Origin of the sequence: Streptomyces sp. NRRL F-525 (assembly GCF_000716605.1) — a bacterium.
In the GTDB taxonomy this organism is placed as follows: domain Bacteria; phylum Actinomycetota; class Actinomycetes; order Streptomycetales; family Streptomycetaceae; genus Streptomyces.
Map to the genome: position 1 here is coordinate 150,628 of NZ_JNXE01000020.1, position 17,908 is coordinate 168,535.

17 protein-coding genes are annotated in these 17,908 nt (G+C 71.3%); 7 read left to right on the forward strand and 10 right to left on the reverse strand.

All coding sequences use genetic code 11. The features are described 5' to 3' along the window. Window positions 1–128: 128 nt before the first annotated feature. Both OO69_RS27420 and OO69_RS27425 read right to left on the reverse strand, forming a co-directional pair. Entirely contained in the window at window positions 129–1,712 is a 1,584-nt protein-coding gene (locus tag OO69_RS27420) for an alkaline phosphatase D family protein (RefSeq protein WP_033283470.1), read from the reverse strand. Window positions 1,713–1,846: 134 nt separating this feature from the next. Continuing rightward, on the reverse strand, window positions 1,847–3,313 hold the full coding sequence (locus OO69_RS27425) for a PLP-dependent aminotransferase family protein (protein ID WP_033283471.1): 1,467 nt from the start codon (window positions 3,311–3,313) through the stop codon (window positions 1,847–1,849). 47 nt (window positions 3,314–3,360) lie between these two features. On the opposite strand from OO69_RS27425, the gene OO69_RS50370 reads away from it, so the two are divergent. Further along, window positions 3,361–4,326, forward strand: a complete 966-nt coding sequence (locus tag OO69_RS50370) for a DMT family transporter (RefSeq protein WP_078652576.1) — start codon at window positions 3,361–3,363, stop codon at window positions 4,324–4,326. Here the strand turns inward: OO69_RS50370 and OO69_RS27440 are convergent. Next, window positions 4,240–5,070 (reverse strand): alpha/beta fold hydrolase, encoded by an 831-nt coding sequence (locus OO69_RS27440; RefSeq protein ID WP_033283473.1) that lies wholly within the window; start codon window positions 5,068–5,070, stop codon window positions 4,240–4,242. The two genes, OO69_RS50370 and OO69_RS27440, sit on opposite strands and share 87 nt — an antisense overlap. A gap of 158 nt (window positions 5,071–5,228) precedes the next feature. On the opposite strand from OO69_RS27440, the gene OO69_RS27445 reads away from it, so the two are divergent. Both OO69_RS27445 and OO69_RS27450 read left to right on the forward strand, forming a co-directional pair. Next, window positions 5,229–6,113, forward strand: a complete 885-nt coding sequence (locus OO69_RS27445; RefSeq protein WP_033283474.1) for an RNA polymerase sigma-70 factor — start codon at window positions 5,229–5,231, stop codon at window positions 6,111–6,113. A gap of 239 nt (window positions 6,114–6,352) precedes the next feature. Further along, the gene (locus tag OO69_RS27450) at window positions 6,353–7,114 is read left to right on the forward strand and encodes a GntR family transcriptional regulator (RefSeq protein WP_033283475.1); all 762 of its coding nucleotides are present in this window, start codon (window positions 6,353–6,355) and stop codon (window positions 7,112–7,114) included. A gap of 334 nt (window positions 7,115–7,448) precedes the next feature. Here the strand turns inward: OO69_RS27450 and OO69_RS27455 are convergent, their stop codons facing one another. The 3 genes from OO69_RS27455 to OO69_RS27465 form a co-directional block, all read right to left on the reverse strand. Next, window positions 7,449–8,603 carry an ROK family transcriptional regulator gene (locus tag OO69_RS27455; RefSeq protein WP_019070977.1) on the reverse strand — a complete coding sequence of 385 codons (1,155 nt, stop codon included), beginning with the start codon at window positions 8,601–8,603 and terminating at the stop codon, window positions 7,449–7,451. A gap of 99 nt (window positions 8,604–8,702) precedes the next feature. Next, window positions 8,703–9,365 (reverse strand): response regulator transcription factor, encoded by a 663-nt coding sequence (locus tag OO69_RS27460; RefSeq protein WP_033283476.1) that lies wholly within the window; start codon window positions 9,363–9,365, stop codon window positions 8,703–8,705. Window positions 9,366–9,379: 14 nt separating this feature from the next. Then, on the reverse strand, window positions 9,380–10,534 hold the full coding sequence (locus tag OO69_RS27465) for a sensor histidine kinase (RefSeq protein ID WP_033283477.1): 1,155 nt from the start codon (window positions 10,532–10,534) through the stop codon (window positions 9,380–9,382). Between the two features lie 108 nt (window positions 10,535–10,642). Here OO69_RS27465 and OO69_RS27470 point away from each other — a divergent pair, with 108 nt between their 5' ends. Both OO69_RS27470 and OO69_RS27475 read left to right on the forward strand, forming a co-directional pair. Beyond that, entirely contained in the window at window positions 10,643–11,566 is a 924-nt protein-coding gene (locus OO69_RS27470; RefSeq protein ID WP_033283478.1) for an ABC transporter ATP-binding protein, read from the forward strand. A 2-nt stretch (window positions 11,567–11,568) separates the two neighbouring features. Continuing rightward, window positions 11,569–12,291 carry an ABC transporter permease subunit gene (locus tag OO69_RS27475; protein ID WP_033283479.1) on the forward strand — a complete coding sequence of 241 codons (723 nt, stop codon included), beginning with the start codon at window positions 11,569–11,571 and terminating at the stop codon, window positions 12,289–12,291. Window positions 12,292–12,507: 216 nt separating this feature from the next. Here OO69_RS27475 and mug read toward each other — a convergent pair whose 3' ends face one another. Together mug and purB are read right to left on the reverse strand one after the other, a co-directional pair. Then, window positions 12,508–13,053 carry a G/U mismatch-specific DNA glycosylase gene (gene mug / locus OO69_RS27480; protein WP_078652577.1) on the reverse strand — a complete coding sequence of 182 codons (546 nt, stop codon included), beginning with the start codon at window positions 13,051–13,053 and terminating at the stop codon, window positions 12,508–12,510. Next, window positions 13,050–14,492 (reverse strand): adenylosuccinate lyase, encoded by a 1,443-nt coding sequence (gene purB, locus OO69_RS27485; RefSeq protein WP_033283481.1) that lies wholly within the window; start codon window positions 14,490–14,492, stop codon window positions 13,050–13,052. Before purB ends, mug begins: the two co-directional genes overlap by 4 nt. 224 nt (window positions 14,493–14,716) lie before the next feature. Here purB and OO69_RS27490 point away from each other — a divergent pair, with 224 nt between their 5' ends. Both OO69_RS27490 and OO69_RS27495 read left to right on the forward strand, forming a co-directional pair. Continuing rightward, window positions 14,717–15,325: a hypothetical protein gene (locus tag OO69_RS27490; protein ID WP_033283482.1), complete on the forward strand. Its 609-nt coding sequence runs from the start codon at window positions 14,717–14,719 to the stop codon at window positions 15,323–15,325. A gap of 66 nt (window positions 15,326–15,391) precedes the next feature. Next, window positions 15,392–15,949, forward strand: coding sequence for a hypothetical protein (locus OO69_RS27495; protein WP_033283483.1), 558 nt, complete (start codon window positions 15,392–15,394; stop codon window positions 15,947–15,949). Between the two features lie 114 nt (window positions 15,950–16,063). On the opposite strand, the gene OO69_RS27500 is transcribed toward OO69_RS27495, so the two are convergent. Beyond that, entirely contained in the window at window positions 16,064–16,414 is a 351-nt protein-coding gene (locus tag OO69_RS27500) for a DUF4326 domain-containing protein (RefSeq protein ID WP_033283484.1), read from the reverse strand. 6 nt (window positions 16,415–16,420) lie between these two features. Next, a complete protein-coding gene (locus OO69_RS27505) occupies window positions 16,421–17,203 on the reverse strand; it encodes an SGNH/GDSL hydrolase family protein (protein ID WP_033283485.1) in 783 nt (260 codons plus the stop codon). Window positions 17,204–17,908 lie beyond the last annotated feature (705 nt).

Sequence of the window (17,908 nt, forward strand, 5' to 3'; positions counted from 1 at the left end):
GAGGCCACCACTGACAATCGGCCTGACCTGCGGAAACGCGGTCTGCGGCGGGGAGTTGGCACGCTGCGCACCGCGCCGCGCACCGGGGGATGACGCCGGTGCGCGGCTCAGGTACGAGGGTAGTGGAGTTACTGGCCGACCCGTCCCGGCTGAAGCGTCTTGGTGAACAGCACGGTGCCGTCCTGCTCGCGCAGACGGACCGTCAACTCCCCGCTGTGGCCGTCGATGTCGACCTCGCCGAAGAACTGGTAGCCCTCGGCCGGCGACACGTTCTGCGCGGTCGGCGCCTTCACGAACACCCGCTCCGGACCGAAGGTGTTGTCGAGGTCGCTGGCCGGGAAGGCGCCCGCGTTCAGCGGACCGGAGACGAACTCCCAGAACGGCTCGAAGTCGGTGAACGCGGCCCGCGATGGCTGGTAGTGCTGGGCCGAGGTGTGGTGCACGTCGGCCGTCAACCACACGGTGCCGGTGATCCGCCGGTGCTTGATGTACCGGAGCAGCTCGGCGATCTGCAGTTCACGCCCGAGCGGCGCGCTCGGGTCGCCCTGTGCGACGGCCTCGATGTTCGGCTTGCCCTCGGTGGCGTCGGGGACGACCAGGCCGAGCGGCATGTCGGCGGCGATCACCTTCCACACCGCACGCGAGCGTGACAACTCCCGCTTGAGCCACTCCAGTTGCTCCCGGCCGAGGATGCCCTGCGGGTCCACGGTCTGTTTGTCGGGCGAGTTGGCGTTGCGGTAGGTCCGCATGTCCAGGACGAACACGTCCAGCAGCGGACCGTGCCGCATCACACGCTGGACGCGGCCCTCCTTGGCGCCCGGCCGCAGCGTCGAGATCGGGAAGTACTCGCTGAACGCCCGCCGGGCGCGCACAGCCATGACATCGACGTTCTTCTCGGTGTAGCGCGTGTCGGAGGCGGCGATCACCTCACCCGGGTACCAGTTGTTGCGCACCTCGTGGTCGTCCCACTGGATGATCGACGGCACCTGGGCGTTGAACCGCTTGAGGTTCTCGTCGAGCAGGTTGTAGCGGAAGTTCCCGCGGAACTCGGCCAGGGTCTCGGCGACCTTGGACTTCTCCTCCGTGGTGACGTTCCTGTAGAGGCTGCCGTCGGGCAGCGCCTGGGTCGCCGTGATCGGGCCGTCGGCGTAGATGTTGTCGCCGCTGCACACGAAGAAGTCCGGGTCCAGCTTGGCCATCGCGTCGTAGATGCGGTAGCCGCCGAGGTCCGGGTTGATGCCCCAGCCCTGCCCAGCGAGGTCACCGGACCACAGGAAACGCACGCCGCGCCGCCCGGTCGGCACCGTGCGGAACGTGCCGTCGACCGGCTCGCCCGTACGGCGCAGGTCGTCGGGGTCGGCGAGCAGGACCCGGTAGTGGATCTGCTGGCCCGAGGGCAGCCCGCGCAGCCGGGTGGTGCCGGTGAAGTCGGTACCCGGGCCGAGCAGCGGACCGTGCCACCGGTGCGGATTGCGGAACGACTCGGTGGCCGAGGTCTCCACGATCATCCGCGCGGGGCGGTCCGAGCGCACCCACACGAGCCCGGAGTCGGAGGTCACGTCCCCCGCCTGCACACCCCAGCCCGCCTTGGGACGCCCGGAGAGGGCGAAGGCCGGGGCGGCGCCGAGGGCGGCGGGCACGGTCAGGGCCGCCGACGCGGCCAGGGAGCCGCGCAGAACGCTACGGCGGGCGGGGAACGGACGATGCGACATGGGGTTGCGCCTCCACGGACGGGATGCGGTCAGGGTGCACTGCCACAACTACTGGTGCGCCACAGCGCAGACGCAAACCAGGGGTGAACAACGGAACGCGGTGACATGGGGGCCCGCGTGCGACACCAGCGGCTCTACGGGCGCACGGCATCGGCCATCAGACCCACACCCGCGTGGATCCGCCCGGGCGACAGATGCGCGTATCCCAGGACCAGCCGTACGACCGCGTCGTCCACGCGCGCGTGGCTGTAGGCGGTGAGCGGGCGCACCGCGACACCGGCGGAGGCCGCGCGTTCCAGGAAGTCCTCCGGAGGGCCGTACTTCTCCGGCAGTTCGGCGATGACGTGCAGCCCCGCCGCGATCCCGGTCACCCGCGCTCCGGGGAAGTGCTCCTCCAAGGCGGCGACGAGGGCGTCGCGGCGCTGCCGGTAGGCACGCTGGCAGCGCCTCAACTGCCGGTCGTAGTCGCCGCGTTCCAGGAAGCGGGCGAACAGTGCCTGGTCGAGGGTCGGGTGGCCGAGGTCCATGGTGCGCTTGCGTTCGACGACCTCGTCGGCCAGTGACTCGGGCACCAGCAGCCAGCCGAGCCGCAGCCCCGGGGCGAGGGACTTGCTGACCGAGCCCGCGTAGGCGACATGCTCCGGGTCGAGTCCTTGGAGCGCGCCTACGGGGGCTCGGTCGTAGCGGAAGTCGCCGTCGTAGTCGTCCTCGAAGACCAGACCGTCCACCGACCTTGCCCAGTCGAGGAGTTGGGCGCGCCGCCGCGCGGAGTAGGCGATGCCCGTGGGGAACTGGTGCGCGGGCGTGGTCACTACGACTCGTACGCCCGAAGCTCGCAACGGCCCGATCGCAAGCCCTTCCTCGTCCAGGGGCAGCGGTACGGTGCCGACGCCCGCCGAGGCGTACAGCGAGTCGTGCTGAGGGCTGCCCGGGTCCTCGACGCCGACGGTGAGTGTCCCGCGCGCGTGGAGCACGAATCCGAGCAGCGTCGTCGCCTGCGCCACTCCGGAGACCACGATCAGCCGCTCCGGGTCGGCGACCACACCCCGGCGGCGCGCCAGGAGTTCCGCCAGCGCCGTCCGCAACCGGGGCAGCCCGCGCGGATCGGGATAGCCGAGCACCTCGTGCGGCGACTCCGCCAGCACACCGCGCTGCGCCGCTGCCCAGGCGGCGCGCGGGAACAGCGACAGGTCCGGCGTGCCGGGCACGAAGTCTGCACGGGCGCCGGGGGAGCGCGGCGCGAGGTCACGCGCGCGTGGCCGCGCCGCCCGTACGGCACCGCCCACCCAGGTGCCCGCACCCCGGCCGCTGCGCAGATACCCCTCCGCCGTCAGCTGCTCGTACGCCTCCGTGACGAGGCCGCGCGAGACCCCGAGGTCTGCCGCCAGGTCCCGGCTCGACGGCAGCCGGGTGTCCGGTGCCAGCCGTCCCGACCGCACCGCCTCATGCAGCGCCGCTTGAAGGGAGCGGCCACGCGCGCGTGCCGGTGCCGAGGCGGCGGGCAGCAGCAACTCCCAGGCGGCGGAACCCGTCAGACCCTCCGGATCGGTCGGCCTCTCCGGATTGGTCGGCCCCTTCGGATTGGTCCGCGATGACGTCATGGAAGTGGACCTTAAACCGGACCGCCGCGCTGCCTAGCGTCGCTGCCATGAACGCCACCACCGCCCGCGGCACCCCGCTCGCCGCTTTCGCCTGCGTCCTCGTAGGCGCGTCCTTCACCGCGAACAGCGTCCTGGGCAACTACCCGTACGCGGGCGGCCAGTTCCTGCGCTACGGCCTCGCCTGCCTGCTGCTCCTCCCGTTCACCGGCAAGGACGCGACGGCCCGGCTGCGGGCGCTCACCCCACGCCTATGGGCCCGGCTCGCCGTGCTCGCGGCCGTCGGCATGGTCGGCTTCAACTTGGCCGTCATCGCCGCCGAACGCAGCGCCGAACCGGCCGTCCCCGGCGTCTTCGTGGGCTGCGCGCCCATAGCGGTCGCGGTCCTCGTTCCCCTCCTGGAGGGACGTCGTCCGCGCCGGATCGTGCTCTACGGGGCGTCGCTCGTCGCCGTCGGCGCGTTCACGGTCCAGGGGTGGGGCCGTACGGACGGCGCCGGAATCGCCTTCTCCGGGTGCGCACTCGCGGGAGAGGTGGGTTTCGCGGTGCTTGCGGTTCCCGTACTGCGGCCCCTGGGGCCGCGGTTGCTGTCGGCCACCGTGTGCGGGCTCGCCGCGGTCGAGGCGGCGACGGCCGGGCTGGTGCTCGACGGGACCGCCTGGCTGAGGCGTCCCGACGGGACCGAGGCGGCCGCGCTGTTGTGGCAGGCGGCGGTCGTCACGGTCGTCGGCTTCGTGTGCTGGTACATGGGCATGCAGCGGATCGGCGCGGAGCGCGCCACGCTCTTCTCCGGCCTCATCCCGGTCGCCGCCGCGGCTACCGCGCCGCTCGTCGGAACAGGCGCCTACGGGGCCGCCCAGGCCGTCGGCAGCGCCCTCGTCGGCGCCGGAGTCGCCCTGGGATCGGGCGCGTTGGGGCTGTTCCGGCGGTCAGCGGCTGCCGTCGAGGATGACGCGCGCGACCAGGGCCGGGTCGTCGTTCATCGGGCAGTGCCCGCAGCCGGGCAGCCGCACTAGCCGGGACCGGGGGATCATCTGCTTGGCGCGGATGCCCTGTCGGCGCAGCAGCAGCCGGTCCTGGGTACCCCAGGCCACGGTCACCGGGATGCCGGGGATGTCGTCGGTGAACCGGACGCTCGTACCGGCCCGGAGCGTGTCGTCGAACCCGGGCGCGTTGACCAGCGCGAGTGTCTCGGCGACCACGGCCTCGGGTGAACGGCGGCCGGGGCGGGCGTAGATGGTGCTGGTGAGCGCGGTACGGCCGGCTGTCGTGCGCGCGAGCTTCTCGACCAGCGGGAGCGGCATCCGGCGGGCGATCTGCCGCATGGTGAGCAGCACACCGAAGGCGTAGCGGCGCTCGGCCTGGGACCAGAACCCGGCGGGGGAGAGGGCCGTGACGGACCGTACGACCTTCTCGCGGCCAAGCTCCAGGGCCATCAGGCCGCCGAGCGAGTTGCCCGCCACATGCGGACGCTCGATCCCCAACTCCTCGCAGAAGGCCCTGAACACGGCGGCCGTCGTGGGCAGGTCGTACGCCAGCCCCTCCGGGAGCGCGGGGGAGGCGCCGAACCCGGGCAGGTCCACCGCGATCACATCGCGCTCGGTCGCGAGGATGTCCACCACCGGGTCCCAGGCCTGGCGGTGGTGACCTATCCCGTGCAGCAGGAGGAGTGGTTCGCCGCGACCCACGCGCGCGTAGGACACGGTCACGGTCTTCGGGCCCCGCGGAGTGGGGACCGGGAAGGAGACGGTGGCGGACATGGGGATGCTCCTCGTCTGGGACGCGCAGGCAGACGCCGTACAGGCTGTGTAGACAGCTTGTCAGCAACTGCTACTGACCGGTAGCCCCAAGTGCCGGAGACCTTGAGGCCCACGGTTTTCTGCTGGACAGAGCAGCGCTCAACGCATGGGATGAGGTGGTGACCACCGACACCCCGACCGATGTCTTCGAAGAGCACCGCCCCGTCCTCATGGGAGTCGCCTACCGCATGCTCGGGCGGGTGGCCGACGCCGAGGACGTGGTCCAGGACGCCTGGCTGCGCTGGTCCGCCGCCGACCGCGCCGAGGTGCGTGAACCACGCGCCTACTTGGTGCGCGTCACGACCCGCCTCGCGATCGACCGGCTCCGCCAGGTCAAGGCGCGCGGCGAGGCCTACGTGGGCCCATGGCTGCCGGAGCCGTATGCCACCGACTTCGGGGACACCGTCCCGGACACCGCGGAGCGCGCCGTGCTCGCCGACTCCGTCTCCCTCGCCGTACTCGTCGTCCTGGAGTCGCTGTCCCCGCTGGAACGCGCCGTGTTCGTCCTCAGGGAGGCGTTCGGCTACCCGTACGCCGACATCGCGGCCATGCTGGACCGCGGCGAGCCGGCCGTACGCCAACTCGCCGGACGGGCCCGCAGACACGTCGACGAAGGGCGCCCGCGCTACGAGGTCGACCCCGCCCAACGCCGCGATCTCACCGAGCGGTTCCTCGCCGCGGCGGCCGAGGGGGACCTGGCGGGTCTCATGGAGATGCTCGCCCCGGACGTCCGGCTGATCGGCGACAGCGGCGGCAAGTCCCAGGCGCCGCTGCGGATCCTGAAGACCGCCGACAATGTGGGCCGCTTCCTGGTCGCCGTCGCCGGGAAGGGCGTCCCTGAGATGTCGTTCCGCTTCCTGGAGCTCAACGGCGGCCCCGCGGTACTGATCCTTTCGGGTGACACGCCCGACAGCGTCTTCCAGGTGGACGTATCCGCCGGACGCATCCGTTCCGTCTACATCGTCCGCAACCCCGACAAGCTTCGATCACTGGCTTCCGCTTAGCCGCAGCCCGCGCGGAGCCCCTGTTTCGCGACGGGGGCTTTGCTGTTATGTCACGAAGAACACCCTGTACGAACGCCCTGTGAACGCTCTGCGGCAGACGCTCTGTGCGTTGCATATGACATGGAGGATTGGTCTTGACCAAGGGTGGGGGCCGTCCTATGGTCGCAGATAAGTGAAACAACCTTTAATAAACAAGGGCGCTAAAACGCCGCCGGAACACGGCGATTGCGGAGGACAGGGTGGGGACCACGCAGTTGGAATCGGTGCCGGAACCGAAGTACTGGCATCTCAAGACAGTGCTGAGTGAGGCACTGGACTCCGAGTTCTCCGTGGGCGAGATCCTGCCCAACGAGCGCGACCTGGCGGCCCGCTTCGGCGTCGCCCGGGCCACGCTCCGGCAGGCTCTGGAACAACTCGAACTGGAAGGCCGGCTGCAGCGCCGCCGCGGCGTCGGTACGACCGTCGCGCCGCCGCGCGTGGGTGTCGCCGTCGGCACCGAGCAGCACGCCTGGCCGGGCGCCGGGGAGGACGCCTGGCAGTCCGTCGACTGCGTGCTGGCGGCTCCGCCGGCGGCCGTCGCGGACGTCCTGGAGACCGGTTCCGAGGAACTGGTCCACACTGTGCGGCGCTCCCGGGTGAGCCACGGCCAGCCGGTCGCCGCCGAACTGCTCTACATCCCGGAGTCGTCGGTACCCGACCTCTCCGCCATAGACACCCCCTCGGCAACGGCACGCGCGCGTGCGGTACTTCGCGAGTTGCAACGCCTCGAACTGGAGGGCCAGGACCGCGCCGTGGAACTCGGCTCGGCCCGCGCGGACGACGCCAAGGAACTGGACCGCCTCCCCGGCGCCCCGGTCCTCGTCGTCACCACCCGCTTCTTTGCCGAGGGCCGCACCGCCGCGGTCTCCGTAGCGACCTACCGCGCGGACACCTGCCGCCTGACCTTCGCGGACTCCGGAGGCGTGGAAATCCACCACGGCCCGGAACGCCAGGCTTCCTGACCCGGCCAGAGTTCACCGCGTCGCGCCCCGGAACTGCTCCGGGGCGCGACGCGTTTTCTGTGACGGGAGTGTTTCTCCGCCCGGCGGGGCAGCGCCCCAAACGGGCGCGGGGCTGTGTCGATTTGCGGCTTCGCCGCGCGGGCGCGCCCAGCCGACCCTCGCGCCCGGAACTCCACCCGGAGCACGACGCGTTCCCTTCTCAGTGCCCTGCACGGCAGCACCCCAAAGGGGCGCGGGGAACTGCGCGACAAGCCACGATGGCGCCGCACCCGACAAACCACCACCGAGCCCAGCCACAACGGACCGGCACCCAAAAAACAACCCCACGGCCAAGCTAGCGCCGCGTCACCGTGCCCTCGACCGCGAACAGTTGCTCCTCCACATGGTCAAGTGCCAACCGCAACGCCCCAGTCGCCGCAGCCGCCTCCCCGAGCAACGACAACGCGACCTTCGGCGGCCGCAGGCAATACCGCGCCAACTCCCGCCGCAACGGCTCCAGTACACCGTCCAGCCCGGCAGCCCACCCACCCACGACGACCAACTCGGGATCGAGCGCCAGCACCAGCGCGGCGACATCGTGCACAAGGCGCTGGATGAACCGGTCGACAGCAGCCCGCGCCCGCTGGTCCCCGTCCCGAGCCAGCGCGAACACCTGCGCCACAGCCTGCTCGTCCAGCGGATGCAGCGGCTCGTCCGTGGTGGACAGCAGCGTCTCCGGAGTCACGTCCCGCCCCAGCAGATGCAGCGCGCCGATCTCACCGGCAGCCCCGCGATACCCCCGGTGCAGCCGCCCCCCGATCAGCGAACCGGCGCCCGGGCTCAACCCGGCCAGCACCATCACCATGTCGTCGGACTCGGTGGCCGCGCCCTTCCAGTGCTCGGCGACCGCCGCCGCGTTGGCGTCGTTCTCGACCAGCACAGGGCACTTGAAGGACCGGCTCAGCCGCTCCCCCAGGTGCAGCCCGGTCCACTGGGGCAACGCCGTGCCCAGCCGTACGGTGCCGTCCGCCTCGACGATGCCCGGCGTGGCGACGCCCACCGCGCGCAGCGAGCCGCGGGCGACCCCGGCCCGGCGCAGCAGCTCGGCGACCGCGGTGCGCAGCCGCTCCAGGCGCTCGTCCGCCGAGGCCGTCTCGTCGACGTCCTTGGCGATCGCGCCGAGCACCCGGCCGTCCAGGTCGGCGAGCAGCACGGCGACGCGATGTGCGCCGATCTCCAGGCCCAGCAGATGCCCGGCCTCTGCCCGGAACCTGAACCGCCGCGCGGGCCGCCCCTGCCGCCGTACAACGCTCTCGTCGGCCGCCTTCTCGACGACCAGCCCGGCCTCGATCAGTCCCTCGACGACGCCCTCGACGGTCGGCCGGGACAGACCGGTCACCCGGGTGATCTCCGTCAGCGTGGCGCAGTCCGTGGCACGCAACGCGTGCAACACCACCGCGGAGTTGATCCTCCGCAGCAGCGAGGGGTCCCCGCCGGTCAGCCCCGCCAAGGTCTGTCCTCCCAGCTCGTGCGCGTGTTGGGCGGATCGTACTCGGCGCGGCGGACCCCGGCGAGTGCCGGGCACCCCCGACCCGTCCGGCCCACCGCGTCACCCCGGCGCCACGAACCCCGACTCGTACGCCGCGATCACCGCCTGCGTCCGGTCCCGCGCCCCCAGCTTCGCCAGTACGGCGCTCACATGCGACTTCACCGTCTCGGTCCCGACGACCAGCCGGGCGGCGATCTCCGCGTTCGACAGACCCCGCGCCATCAGCCGCAGCACCTCCGCCTCGCGCTCGGTCAGTTGGGCCCGCTCCATCGCCGCGCGGGCCGCCCGGTTCCCGCCGTTGTCGCCGTACTCGGCGGCCAACTGCCGTACGGAGGCCGGGAACAGCAGCGACTCGCCCTCGGCCACCAGCCGCACCGCGTGCACGATCTCGGCCGGCCGCGCCCGCTTCAGGAGGAACCCGTCGGCACCGGCGCGCAGCGCCTCGTAGACGTACTCGTCGTTCTCGAAGGTCGTGATGACCAGGATCTTCGGCGGATCGTCGACCGTGCGCAGCACCGCGCGCGTGGCCTCGATGCCGTCCAGGAGCGGCATCCGTACGTCCATGGCGACCACGTCGGGCCGCAGTTGCCGCACCAGCGGGATCACCGCGGCCCCGTCGGCGGCCTCCCCGACCACCTCGATGTCCGGCTGCGCCTCCAGCACGGCCCGCAGACCAGCGCGTACGAGGGGTTCGTCATCGACCAGGAGAACGGTGACCGGCATCCGGCCAGCCTAGATCAGCTCAGCGGCAGCTCCGCGTGCACCTGCCAGTCGCCCTCGTCGGGCCCGGTGTACGCCCGTCCGCCGAGCAGTGCGGCCCGTTCGCGTATGCCCCGTAGACCGCTGCCCCGGCCCGGGCCGGATATCGCGGCCGTCAGCGGATTGCGGACCTCCAGGTCGAGGGTGCCGTCGGTGACGCCGATACGGACCCGCACAGGGACCGAACCCGCGTGCCGCAGCACATTGGTCAGCGACTCCTGCAGAATCCGGTACCCCTCCCGGGAGACCGGCCCCGGCACCGTCTCCAACGGCCCGGTCACCTCCGCGTCGACCTTCGCCCCGGAGGCCCGCGCCGACTCCAGCAGCCGGTCGGCGTCCACCAGCGTCGGCCGACTGCTCACCGGCCGCTCCGCCTCCCGCAGCACGCCCAACACCCGCTCCAGATCCTCCAGCGCGGCCCGGCCGGTCTCCTCGATGGCGCCCAGCGCTCGCTCGGTGAACTCCGGGTCGCCCGCCGTCCGCGCGGCACCCGCCTGCACCACCGCCACGGTCAGCGCGTGACCGATGGAGTCGTGCAACTCCCGCGCGATGCGCGTGCGTTCCAGTAGCTGCTCGGTGCGCTCCTCCAGGGCGGCGAGCTGCTCCGCGCGTGAGGGGCCGAGCAGCTTCCGGGCCAGGAACGTGGCCACCGCGCCGAGGCCGACCACGGCCGCGTACAGGGCGATCAGAGGGAGGGGTACCAGCAGGGCGTACCAGCCGTGCGGCGTCGCCTCCTTGAGGAGCCAGACGTCGTCGGGCACGCGCCCGCGCGCGATCTCGATCAGCTGGTAGGTGATGATCGGCAGCCAGACGCAGGCGAACGTCGTCGCCCAGCCCAGAGCCATCCGTGCCTCCAGCCAGAGCACGGTGCGCCCCCGGTCCCGCCAGGTCGCCGACGGTGCCACGGAGATCCCCGCGTCCTCCAGGCCCGGCGTCAGCAGCAGCTGCGCCTGTACCCCTTCCCCGATTCGCACGGCTGGGATCAGACCGACCGGGATCAGCGCGAACGCCGGCGCGTACGGGGTCTCCGGACTGATGAAGATCCACACGCTGGTGATCAGCATCGGCACCCAGAGGTGCAGCAGACGCGTGTACGTCGTCCCCCGGAGCAGCGGGCGCAGGAAGCGGGCCATTCCGACATCGTGACACCCGGCACTGACAATCGGCCTCCCCCGGGCGGGGGAGACGATCTCCACTAGCGGGGGAGGCCCCAACCTCCTTGAACGGCCAGGCTGTTGGCCATGACCAGCATCGACGTACGAGACCTCACCAAGGAGTACGGCACCCGGCGGGCCGTGGACCACGTCACCTTCGACGTCCGCCCCGGCAAGGTCACCGGCTTCCTAGGCCCCAACGGCGCCGGAAAGTCCACCACCATGCGCCTCGTCCTGGGCCTGGACCGGCCCACCTCCGGAACCGCCACCATCGGCGGCCGCCCCTACGCCGCGCTCACTGAGCCGCTGCGCCACGTGGGCGCCCTGCTCGACGCGCAGGCCGCGCACGGCTCCCGCACCGCCCGCGACCATCTGCGGGCCCTGGCGGCGAGCAACCGCATCCCGGTAGCCCGGGTCGACGCGGTGCTGGAGGAGACGGGTCTCGCGTCGGTCGCGCGGCACCGGGTGAAGACGTACTCCCTGGGCATGCGCCAGCGGCTGGGCATCGCCGGTGCTCTCCTGGGTGACCCCGAGGTGGTCCTGCTGGATGAGCCGTCGAACGGTCTCGACCCCGAAGGCATCGTCTGGATCCGGGAGTTGCTGCGCCGACTGGCGGCGGAGGGCCGCACGGTCCTGGTCTCCAGCCACCTGATGAACGAGACCGCGTCCTTCGCCGACCACCTGGTGGTCCTCGGCCGCGGCCGCCTCCTGGCCGACACCCCGATGCGGGACTTCATCGACGCGCGCGTGCAACCCCACGTACGCATCCGTACGACGGACGCCGGCGCCCTCAAGAGCACACTCGCCGAGCACGGTCTCGACGCCGTGGAACAGGAGGAAGGGCACTGGACCGTGGCGCACGCACGCGTGGACGAGATCGGCACCCTGTTGTCGGCGGCGGGCGTGCCGATCCTCGAACTGACCGCCACCGAGGGCACGTTGGAGCAGGCCTATCTCGATCTGACCGCCACCGAGACCGAGTTCACCGCACCGCAGCACCAGGAGGCCTGACCATGGCATTCACGCCCGTGTTCCACTCCGAGTGGATCAAGATCCGTACCCTGCGCTCACAGCTCGCGGCCCTCGCCATGATGCTGGTGGTGACGGCACTCTTCTCCGCGCTCGCCTCCTCCGACACCAGCGGCGACGGCTTCGACCCGCTGTTCGCGGTCTTCTTCGGCGTGACCTTCGGCCAGATCGCGGCGATCGCCTTCGGCACGACCGCGGTGTCCTCGGAGTTCCAGGGCGGAGCGCTACGGCTGTCGCTGGGCGCGGTGCCGCACCGGGGGCGCTGGTTCGCGGCCAAGGCGACGGCGATCGCCGTACCCGTGTTCGCCGTCGGCCTGGTCACCGGAGCGGTGACGCTGGTGGTCGGCAAGGCGGTGCTGGGCGCTGACGCGGACGGGCTTGGCTGGGCGGAGCAGATGCGCGGGGTGGTTGGCTGCGCCGTCTATCTCACGCTGATGGCGCTGCTCGCGGCCGGTCTCACGGCGGTGCTGCGCAGCGGGGTGGCGACGCTGAGCATCGTCATCCCGTTCCTGCTCATCGTGTCCTTCGTGGTCGGCGACGCGTCGAGCGACATCGCGGACCTCCTGCCCGACCGGGCCGGCCAGGTGGCGCTCCACGAGACCTGGGCCGGGGCGATGGGGCCGTGGACCGGGCTCGCGGTGACGGCGCTGTGGGCGGCGGCCGTGTTGGCGGCGGGGGCGTGGAGCGTGCGGCGGCGGGACGCCTGACCCCGGGCGGGCACTGACGCCACGTCAATTGTCAGTGGGGGCCGGTTTACTGGAGGCATGAACAGCACGCACTGGCCGGTGACGATCGACCTGCTGTGCTCAGCGCACACGTGCTGGACGTACACCTGTGGCGGTCGCCGGAGACGGGCCGGTGGATCGCCCTCGGTGTGTCCCAGTGGGACAAGGAGCTGCCGGAGATGGGGCCGCCGTGACGATCTAGTCCTGCGCGGCGACCCGCAGCCGCCCGAACTCCTCGGCCATCGTCGCCGCCGTCCAATGCGCGTTCAGCCCGCTCGGATTGGGCAGCACCCACACCCGCGTGTCCCCGAACGTCCGCTCCTGCGGCCCCACTTGGGCCTTCTTGTCGTCGAACGCGGCCCGGTATGCAGTAACCCCGAGCACGGCCAGCCACCGCGGCTTCCACCCCGTCAGCTTCGACGCGAGGAGCTGCCCGCCCTCGCGGTACTCCTCCGGGCTCAGCTCGTCGGCCCGGGCCGTCGCTCGTGCCGCCACGTTCGTAATGCCGAGCCCGTACGACAGCAACTCCCCTTGCTCCTCCGGCTTCATGAGCCTCGGAGTGAAGCCGGACAGGTGCAGCACCGGCCAGAAGCGGTTGCCGGGACGGGCGAAGTGGTGGCCCGTGGCCGCCGTCATCAGACCGGGGTTGATACCGCAGAACAGCACGGCGAGGCCGTCCGCGACGACGTCCGGTACGAGACGGTCGCGGGCGGCCTCCAGCTCGGCCTGGGTGAAGCGGGTCAGAGGATCGCCCCCGGGGTGTAACCCGCGGCCTCCGGGTGCTGCTTCGCGAGCTCCTCGACGCGGGCGACGACGACGGCGACCTGGTCGGCCGCGGCACCCGTGAAGGACAGCTTGTCGGCCATCAGCGCGTCCAGCTGGGCGCGGTCCAGCGGGATGCGCTCGTCGGCGGCGAGCTTGTCCAGCAGCTCGTTGCGCTCGGCGCCCTGCTCGCGCATCGCCAGCGCGGAGGCGACGGCGTTCTCCTTGATCGCCTCGTGCGCGACCTCGCGGCCGACACCCGCGCGGACCGCGGCCATCAGGACCTTGGTCGTCGCGAGGAACGGCAGATAGCGGTCCAGCTCACGCGCGACGACGGCCGGGAAGGCGCCGAACTCGTCGAGCACGGTCAGGAACGTCTCCAGCAGCCCGTCGAGCGCGAAGAACGCGTCGGGGAGGGCGACGCGGCGCACCACCGAGCACGAGACATCGCCCTCGTTCCACTGGTCGCCCGCCAACTCGCCGGTCATCGACGCGTAGCCGCGCAGGATGACCATCAGGCCGTTGACGCGCTCGCAGGAACGGGTGTTCATCTTGTGCGGCATCGCGGAGGAACCGACCTGGCCCGGCTTGAAGCCCTCGGTCACCAGCTCGTGCCCGGCCATCAGCCGGATCGTCTTCGCGAGCGACGACGGCGCCGCCGCGACCTGCACCAGCGCGGTCACGACCTCGTAGTCCAGCGAGCGCGGATACACCTGGCCGACCGAGGTGAACGCCTGCGAGAAGCCCAGGTGGGAGGCGATCCGCTGCTCCAGCTCCGCGAGCTTCGCCGCGTCACCGCCGAGCAGGTCCAGCATGTCCTGCGCCGTGCCCACCGGCCCCTTGATACCGCGCAGCGGGTAGCGGCCGAGCAGCTCTTCCACCCGCCCGTAGGCGACAAGCAGCTCGTCGGCGGCGGTCGCGAAACGCTTGCCGAGGGTGGTGGCCTGCGCGGCCACGTTGTGCGAGCGACCGGCCATGACCAGCTCGCCGTACTCACCGGCCAGCTTGCCGAGACGCGCCAGTACGGCCACCGTACGGTCGCGCATCAGCTCCAGCGAGAGCCGGATCTGCAGCTGCTCGACGTTCTCCGTCAGGTCCCGGGACGTCATGCCCTTGTGGACCTGCTCGTGCCCGGCGAGGTCGTTGAACTCCTCGATCCGCGCCTTCACGTCATGCCGCGTGACCTTCTCGCGCTCGGCGATCGACGCCAGGTCGACCTGGTCGAGCACCCGCTCGTAGTCCGCGATCGCCGCGTCCGGCACCTCGATCCCGAGGTCCTTCTGGGCCCGCAGCACGGCGAGCCAGAGCTGCCGCTCCAGCTTCACCTTCTGCTCGGGAGACCAGAGCGTGGCGAGCTCGGTGGAGGCATAACGTCCGGCGAGGACGTTCGGGATGCGGGGCTTGGCGGGAGCGGAAGTCACGTGTACGGAGTTTACCCGGCGTCTTTGGGGGATCCGGACCGTCCGTTCGGCCCAGAGATCCCAGGTCAAGGACTCTCCGGACAGCGGGCCGCGACAGGGCCGTCCGGGAGGCCGGACATCTGCCCCTGACACGATGGGGTGAATCCCCCCAGTAGGCAGCAACCACACCCTCTGTTTACAAGTCACACATCTCGCATTTACCAGCGAAGACCTCAGGGGGACACATGAGCAACCAACCGCCCTACCCGCCACAGCAGCCCGGCTGGGGCAACGGTGGTCAACAGCCTTACGGACAGCCCCCGTTCCAGCCGCAGCCCCCGAAGAAGCGCTCCGTCGGGAAGGTCGTCGGACTCGGGTGCCTCGGCATCGTCGGTCTGTTCGTCGTCATCGTCATCATCGTCGCCGCTGTCGGAGGCGGCAGCAGCAACAACGACTCCAGCGGCAGCCCGAAGAGCGCGGCGCCTGCGGGAAAGAGCTCCGACAAGGCCGCCGACGGCACGAAGAAGAACGACACCAAGAAGGACGCCACCGAGGGCAAGGCCGTCTTCAAGGTATGGGGCACCGCCCCCGCCGGCGCCCTCGGCGGTCTCGACATCGGGTACGGCTCCGACTCGGACATGCGGAAGGGCACGTTCAAGGACGGCAGGTTCGAGGCGACGCTGACCCTCAACAAGGACGCCCTTTACTACGACGTGCACGCGCAGCTCCAGGGCTCCGGAGACATCAACTGCTCGGTCACCGTGGACGGGAAGACGAAGAAGGGCCACGCGTCCGGCGGCTACAACATCTGCAACGCACAGCTGAGCAGCAACTTCACCGGGGGCTGGTCGTAGCCGCTTCCGGGGGCGCGGGGGCGTTCGCGCCGGAACGTGAACGGAACGACCATCCCTGGGGGGACCATGACCGACACCAGCGTGCCGCCGATGCCATCGACGCCGCCGAACGAACCGTCGCCACGGACGAAGAAGCCGCGCACCAACCTCGTCATCATCGGCTCGGCCGTCGCAGTCATCGCCGCCGTCGTGACCACCGGCGTCGTGGTCGCACAGTCCAGGAACGACGACGGCAAGCCTGCTGCCACCGCCAAGACGAACGCACACGCGGAGGACGGCGTGCCTGCGGAGAAGCCGGACCCTGAGCCGACGTACATCACCGTCGATGCCGACAGTTTCACGATCGGACTGAAGACCACCGCGCGGCACTGCTTCGGGTCCGCGGGCTGCAACGTGACGGTCGAGCCGCACCTGACCTTGCTGGGTGACACCGAGGCGATCGATCCGGACGCCGTGTACGAAGTCACCTACGAGATCCACGGGGACGAGTCCGGCCCGGTCATCGAAACGGCCGAACTGTCGGACGGAACGAGTCTGAACTACACGCCGTCCATGATCAGTACCGCTTCGTCGGGCACACAGGTGTCGGCGGAGATCACGGACGTCTCGGTCCAGGGGGAATGAGACGCCATAGGCCGGGCGTACGACGGCCCCGCTCCTGGGCGATCCGATCCCGGGGCGGGGCCCTCACCATCACGACCCACGTCACGGTCGGGATCCCCGGCCACGGGACTCACATCACAGCCGACACTCCTCACCGTCGGCAAGCTCCGCCAACACCCCCGCATGACAGACCAACGGCGCACACCAGCAAGCCAGCACCCGCCCCCGCAACGCCGGTACCAGCTCCAGCAGGTAGGGCCGCTCCAGCAGATACGCCCGGTACTTCGCCATCACCTCCGCGCGCGTGCCGTCCCGGCGGCGCGTGGGCGTGTCGTAGGCGAAGGGGTTGTAGAGCGGGTGGCGGGGGAGGTCCCAGCCGCCGAGGGTCCAGCGGCGGCCTACGTAGGTGATGTCGTCCGGGGCGAGTTCCAGGCGGGGGCCGTACTCGTGGAGGTGGCCCCTGATGTTGATCACCCGCGTGGTCATGGGGAGTTACGCCGCCGGGCCCTCGTAGGGGAGCAGGTCCGGGCGCTTGGGGGAGAGGCCGTCGCCCGAGGAGCGGCCGGTGAGGCGGCGGCCGATCCAGGGGAGGAGGTACTGGCGGGTGAAGCGGGCGTCCTCGACGCGGCGGGCGGTCCAGTTCGGGGGCGGGGTCGGCGGCATCGGGGTGCGCCACTCCGGGTCCTCGGGTTCGTAGCCGAGGGTCTGCCAGACCGCCTCGGCGACGCGGCGGTGGCCCTCATCCGTGAGGTGGAGACGGTCGACGTCCCACGCGCGCGGGTCGGCGAGTGAGGGGGCGCCGTACAGGTCGACGACGAGAGCGCCGTGGCGGGCGGCGAGGTCGTCGACGCAGGCGAAGAGTTCCTCCATGCGGGGGCGGAAGCGCTCCAGGACCGGGCCCTGGCGGCCGGGGCTGCGCATCAGGACCAGGTGCTTGCAGGCGGGGGTGAGGCGTTCGACGGCCTCCTCCAGGAAGGCGCGGACGCGGCCCATGTCGCACTTGGGGCGCAGGGTGTCGTTCAGGCCGCCGACCAGCGTGATCACATCGGGCTGCATGGCGGCCGCCGGGCCGACCTGCTCGTCGACGATCTGCGCGATCAGCTTGCCGCGCACGGCGAGGTTGGCGTACCGGAAGCCGGGTGTCCGGGCGGCCATCCGGCCGGCGAGGAGGTCGGCCCAGCCCCGGTAGGTGCCGTCCGGAAGCCGGTCCGACATGCCCTCGGTGAAGGAGTCGCCGATCGCGACCAGGCTGGTGTGCGTGGGATTCGTCTGCATGGCGACGAAGATGATATCCCGCGTCCATACCCGCCGGTAGGTCGGCCTGCACCATCACCGGTCGGGCTTGTGCCGGCGGCCCGCCGGCGCCCCGATCCGCTGTCGGACGCGGGCTCACGAGGCCACTCGCCGAGCGCTCGTGCAGCCGCCGGTCGGGAACGAACCCGAGTCACCGGTCGGCAGGCTCCGGCGCGTTCCGTACGGGGCTCGCGGGTTCACGAAGCCACTCGCCGAGCGCTTGACCTGTCACCGGTCAGGACCGAGCCCGAGTCACCGCTCGGCAGGCTCCGGCGCGTTTCGTACGGGGCTCGCGGGTTCACGAAGCCATTCGCAGAGCGCTCGGCCAAGCCGCCGGTCGGCAACGAGCCCGAGTCACCGGTCGGCAGGCTCCGGCGCGTTTCGTACGGGGCTCGCGGGTTCACGAAGCCACTCGCCGGGCGCTTGACCTGTCACCGGTCGGGAACGAGCCCGAGTCACCCGCCAGGCTCCGACGCGCGCCGTACCGGGCTCGCGGACTCACGAAGCCACTCGCCGGGCCGCTGGCCCGTCACCGGTCAGGAATCAGCCCGAGTCACCGGCCGGGCCCCGGCACGTCCCGCATGGGGCTCTTTGCTTGCCGCCTGCCCGTCGCGCACCGCGCTACCGCCCGCCCCGGACCAGCCGTACGCCCGACGCCGCCTCCCGGCCCGCCCGCCCGCCCCGGAC

Coding starts and splice junctions, on each gene's coding strand:
- OO69_RS27475 (WP_033283479.1), top strand. CDS start 11,569: ATGGCATTCACGCCCGTGTTCCACTCCGAGTGGATCAAGATCCGTACC.
- OO69_RS27490 (WP_033283482.1), top strand. CDS start 14,717: ATGAGCAACCAACCGCCCTACCCGCCACAGCAGCCCGGCTGGGGCAAC.
- OO69_RS27505 (WP_033283485.1), bottom strand. CDS start 17,203: ATGCAGACGAATCCCACGCACACCAGCCTGGTCGCGATCGGCGACTCC.
- OO69_RS27465 (WP_033283477.1), bottom strand. CDS start 10,534: ATGGCCCGCTTCCTGCGCCCGCTGCTCCGGGGGACGACGTACACGCGT.
- OO69_RS27470 (WP_033283478.1), top strand. CDS start 10,643: ATGACCAGCATCGACGTACGAGACCTCACCAAGGAGTACGGCACCCGG.
- OO69_RS27495 (WP_033283483.1), top strand. CDS start 15,392: ATGACCGACACCAGCGTGCCGCCGATGCCATCGACGCCGCCGAACGAA.
- OO69_RS50370 (WP_078652576.1), top strand. CDS start 3,361: ATGAACGCCACCACCGCCCGCGGCACCCCGCTCGCCGCTTTCGCCTGC.
- OO69_RS27440 (WP_033283473.1), bottom strand. CDS start 5,070: ATGTCCGCCACCGTCTCCTTCCCGGTCCCCACTCCGCGGGGCCCGAAG.
- OO69_RS27460 (WP_033283476.1), bottom strand. CDS start 9,365: ATGCCGGTCACCGTTCTCCTGGTCGATGACGAACCCCTCGTACGCGCT.
- OO69_RS27500 (WP_033283484.1), bottom strand. CDS start 16,414: ATGACCACGCGGGTGATCAACATCAGGGGCCACCTCCACGAGTACGGC.
- OO69_RS27425 (WP_033283471.1), bottom strand. CDS start 3,313: ATGACGTCATCGCGGACCAATCCGAAGGGGCCGACCAATCCGGAGAGG.
- OO69_RS27420 (WP_033283470.1), bottom strand. CDS start 1,712: ATGTCGCATCGTCCGTTCCCCGCCCGCCGTAGCGTTCTGCGCGGCTCC.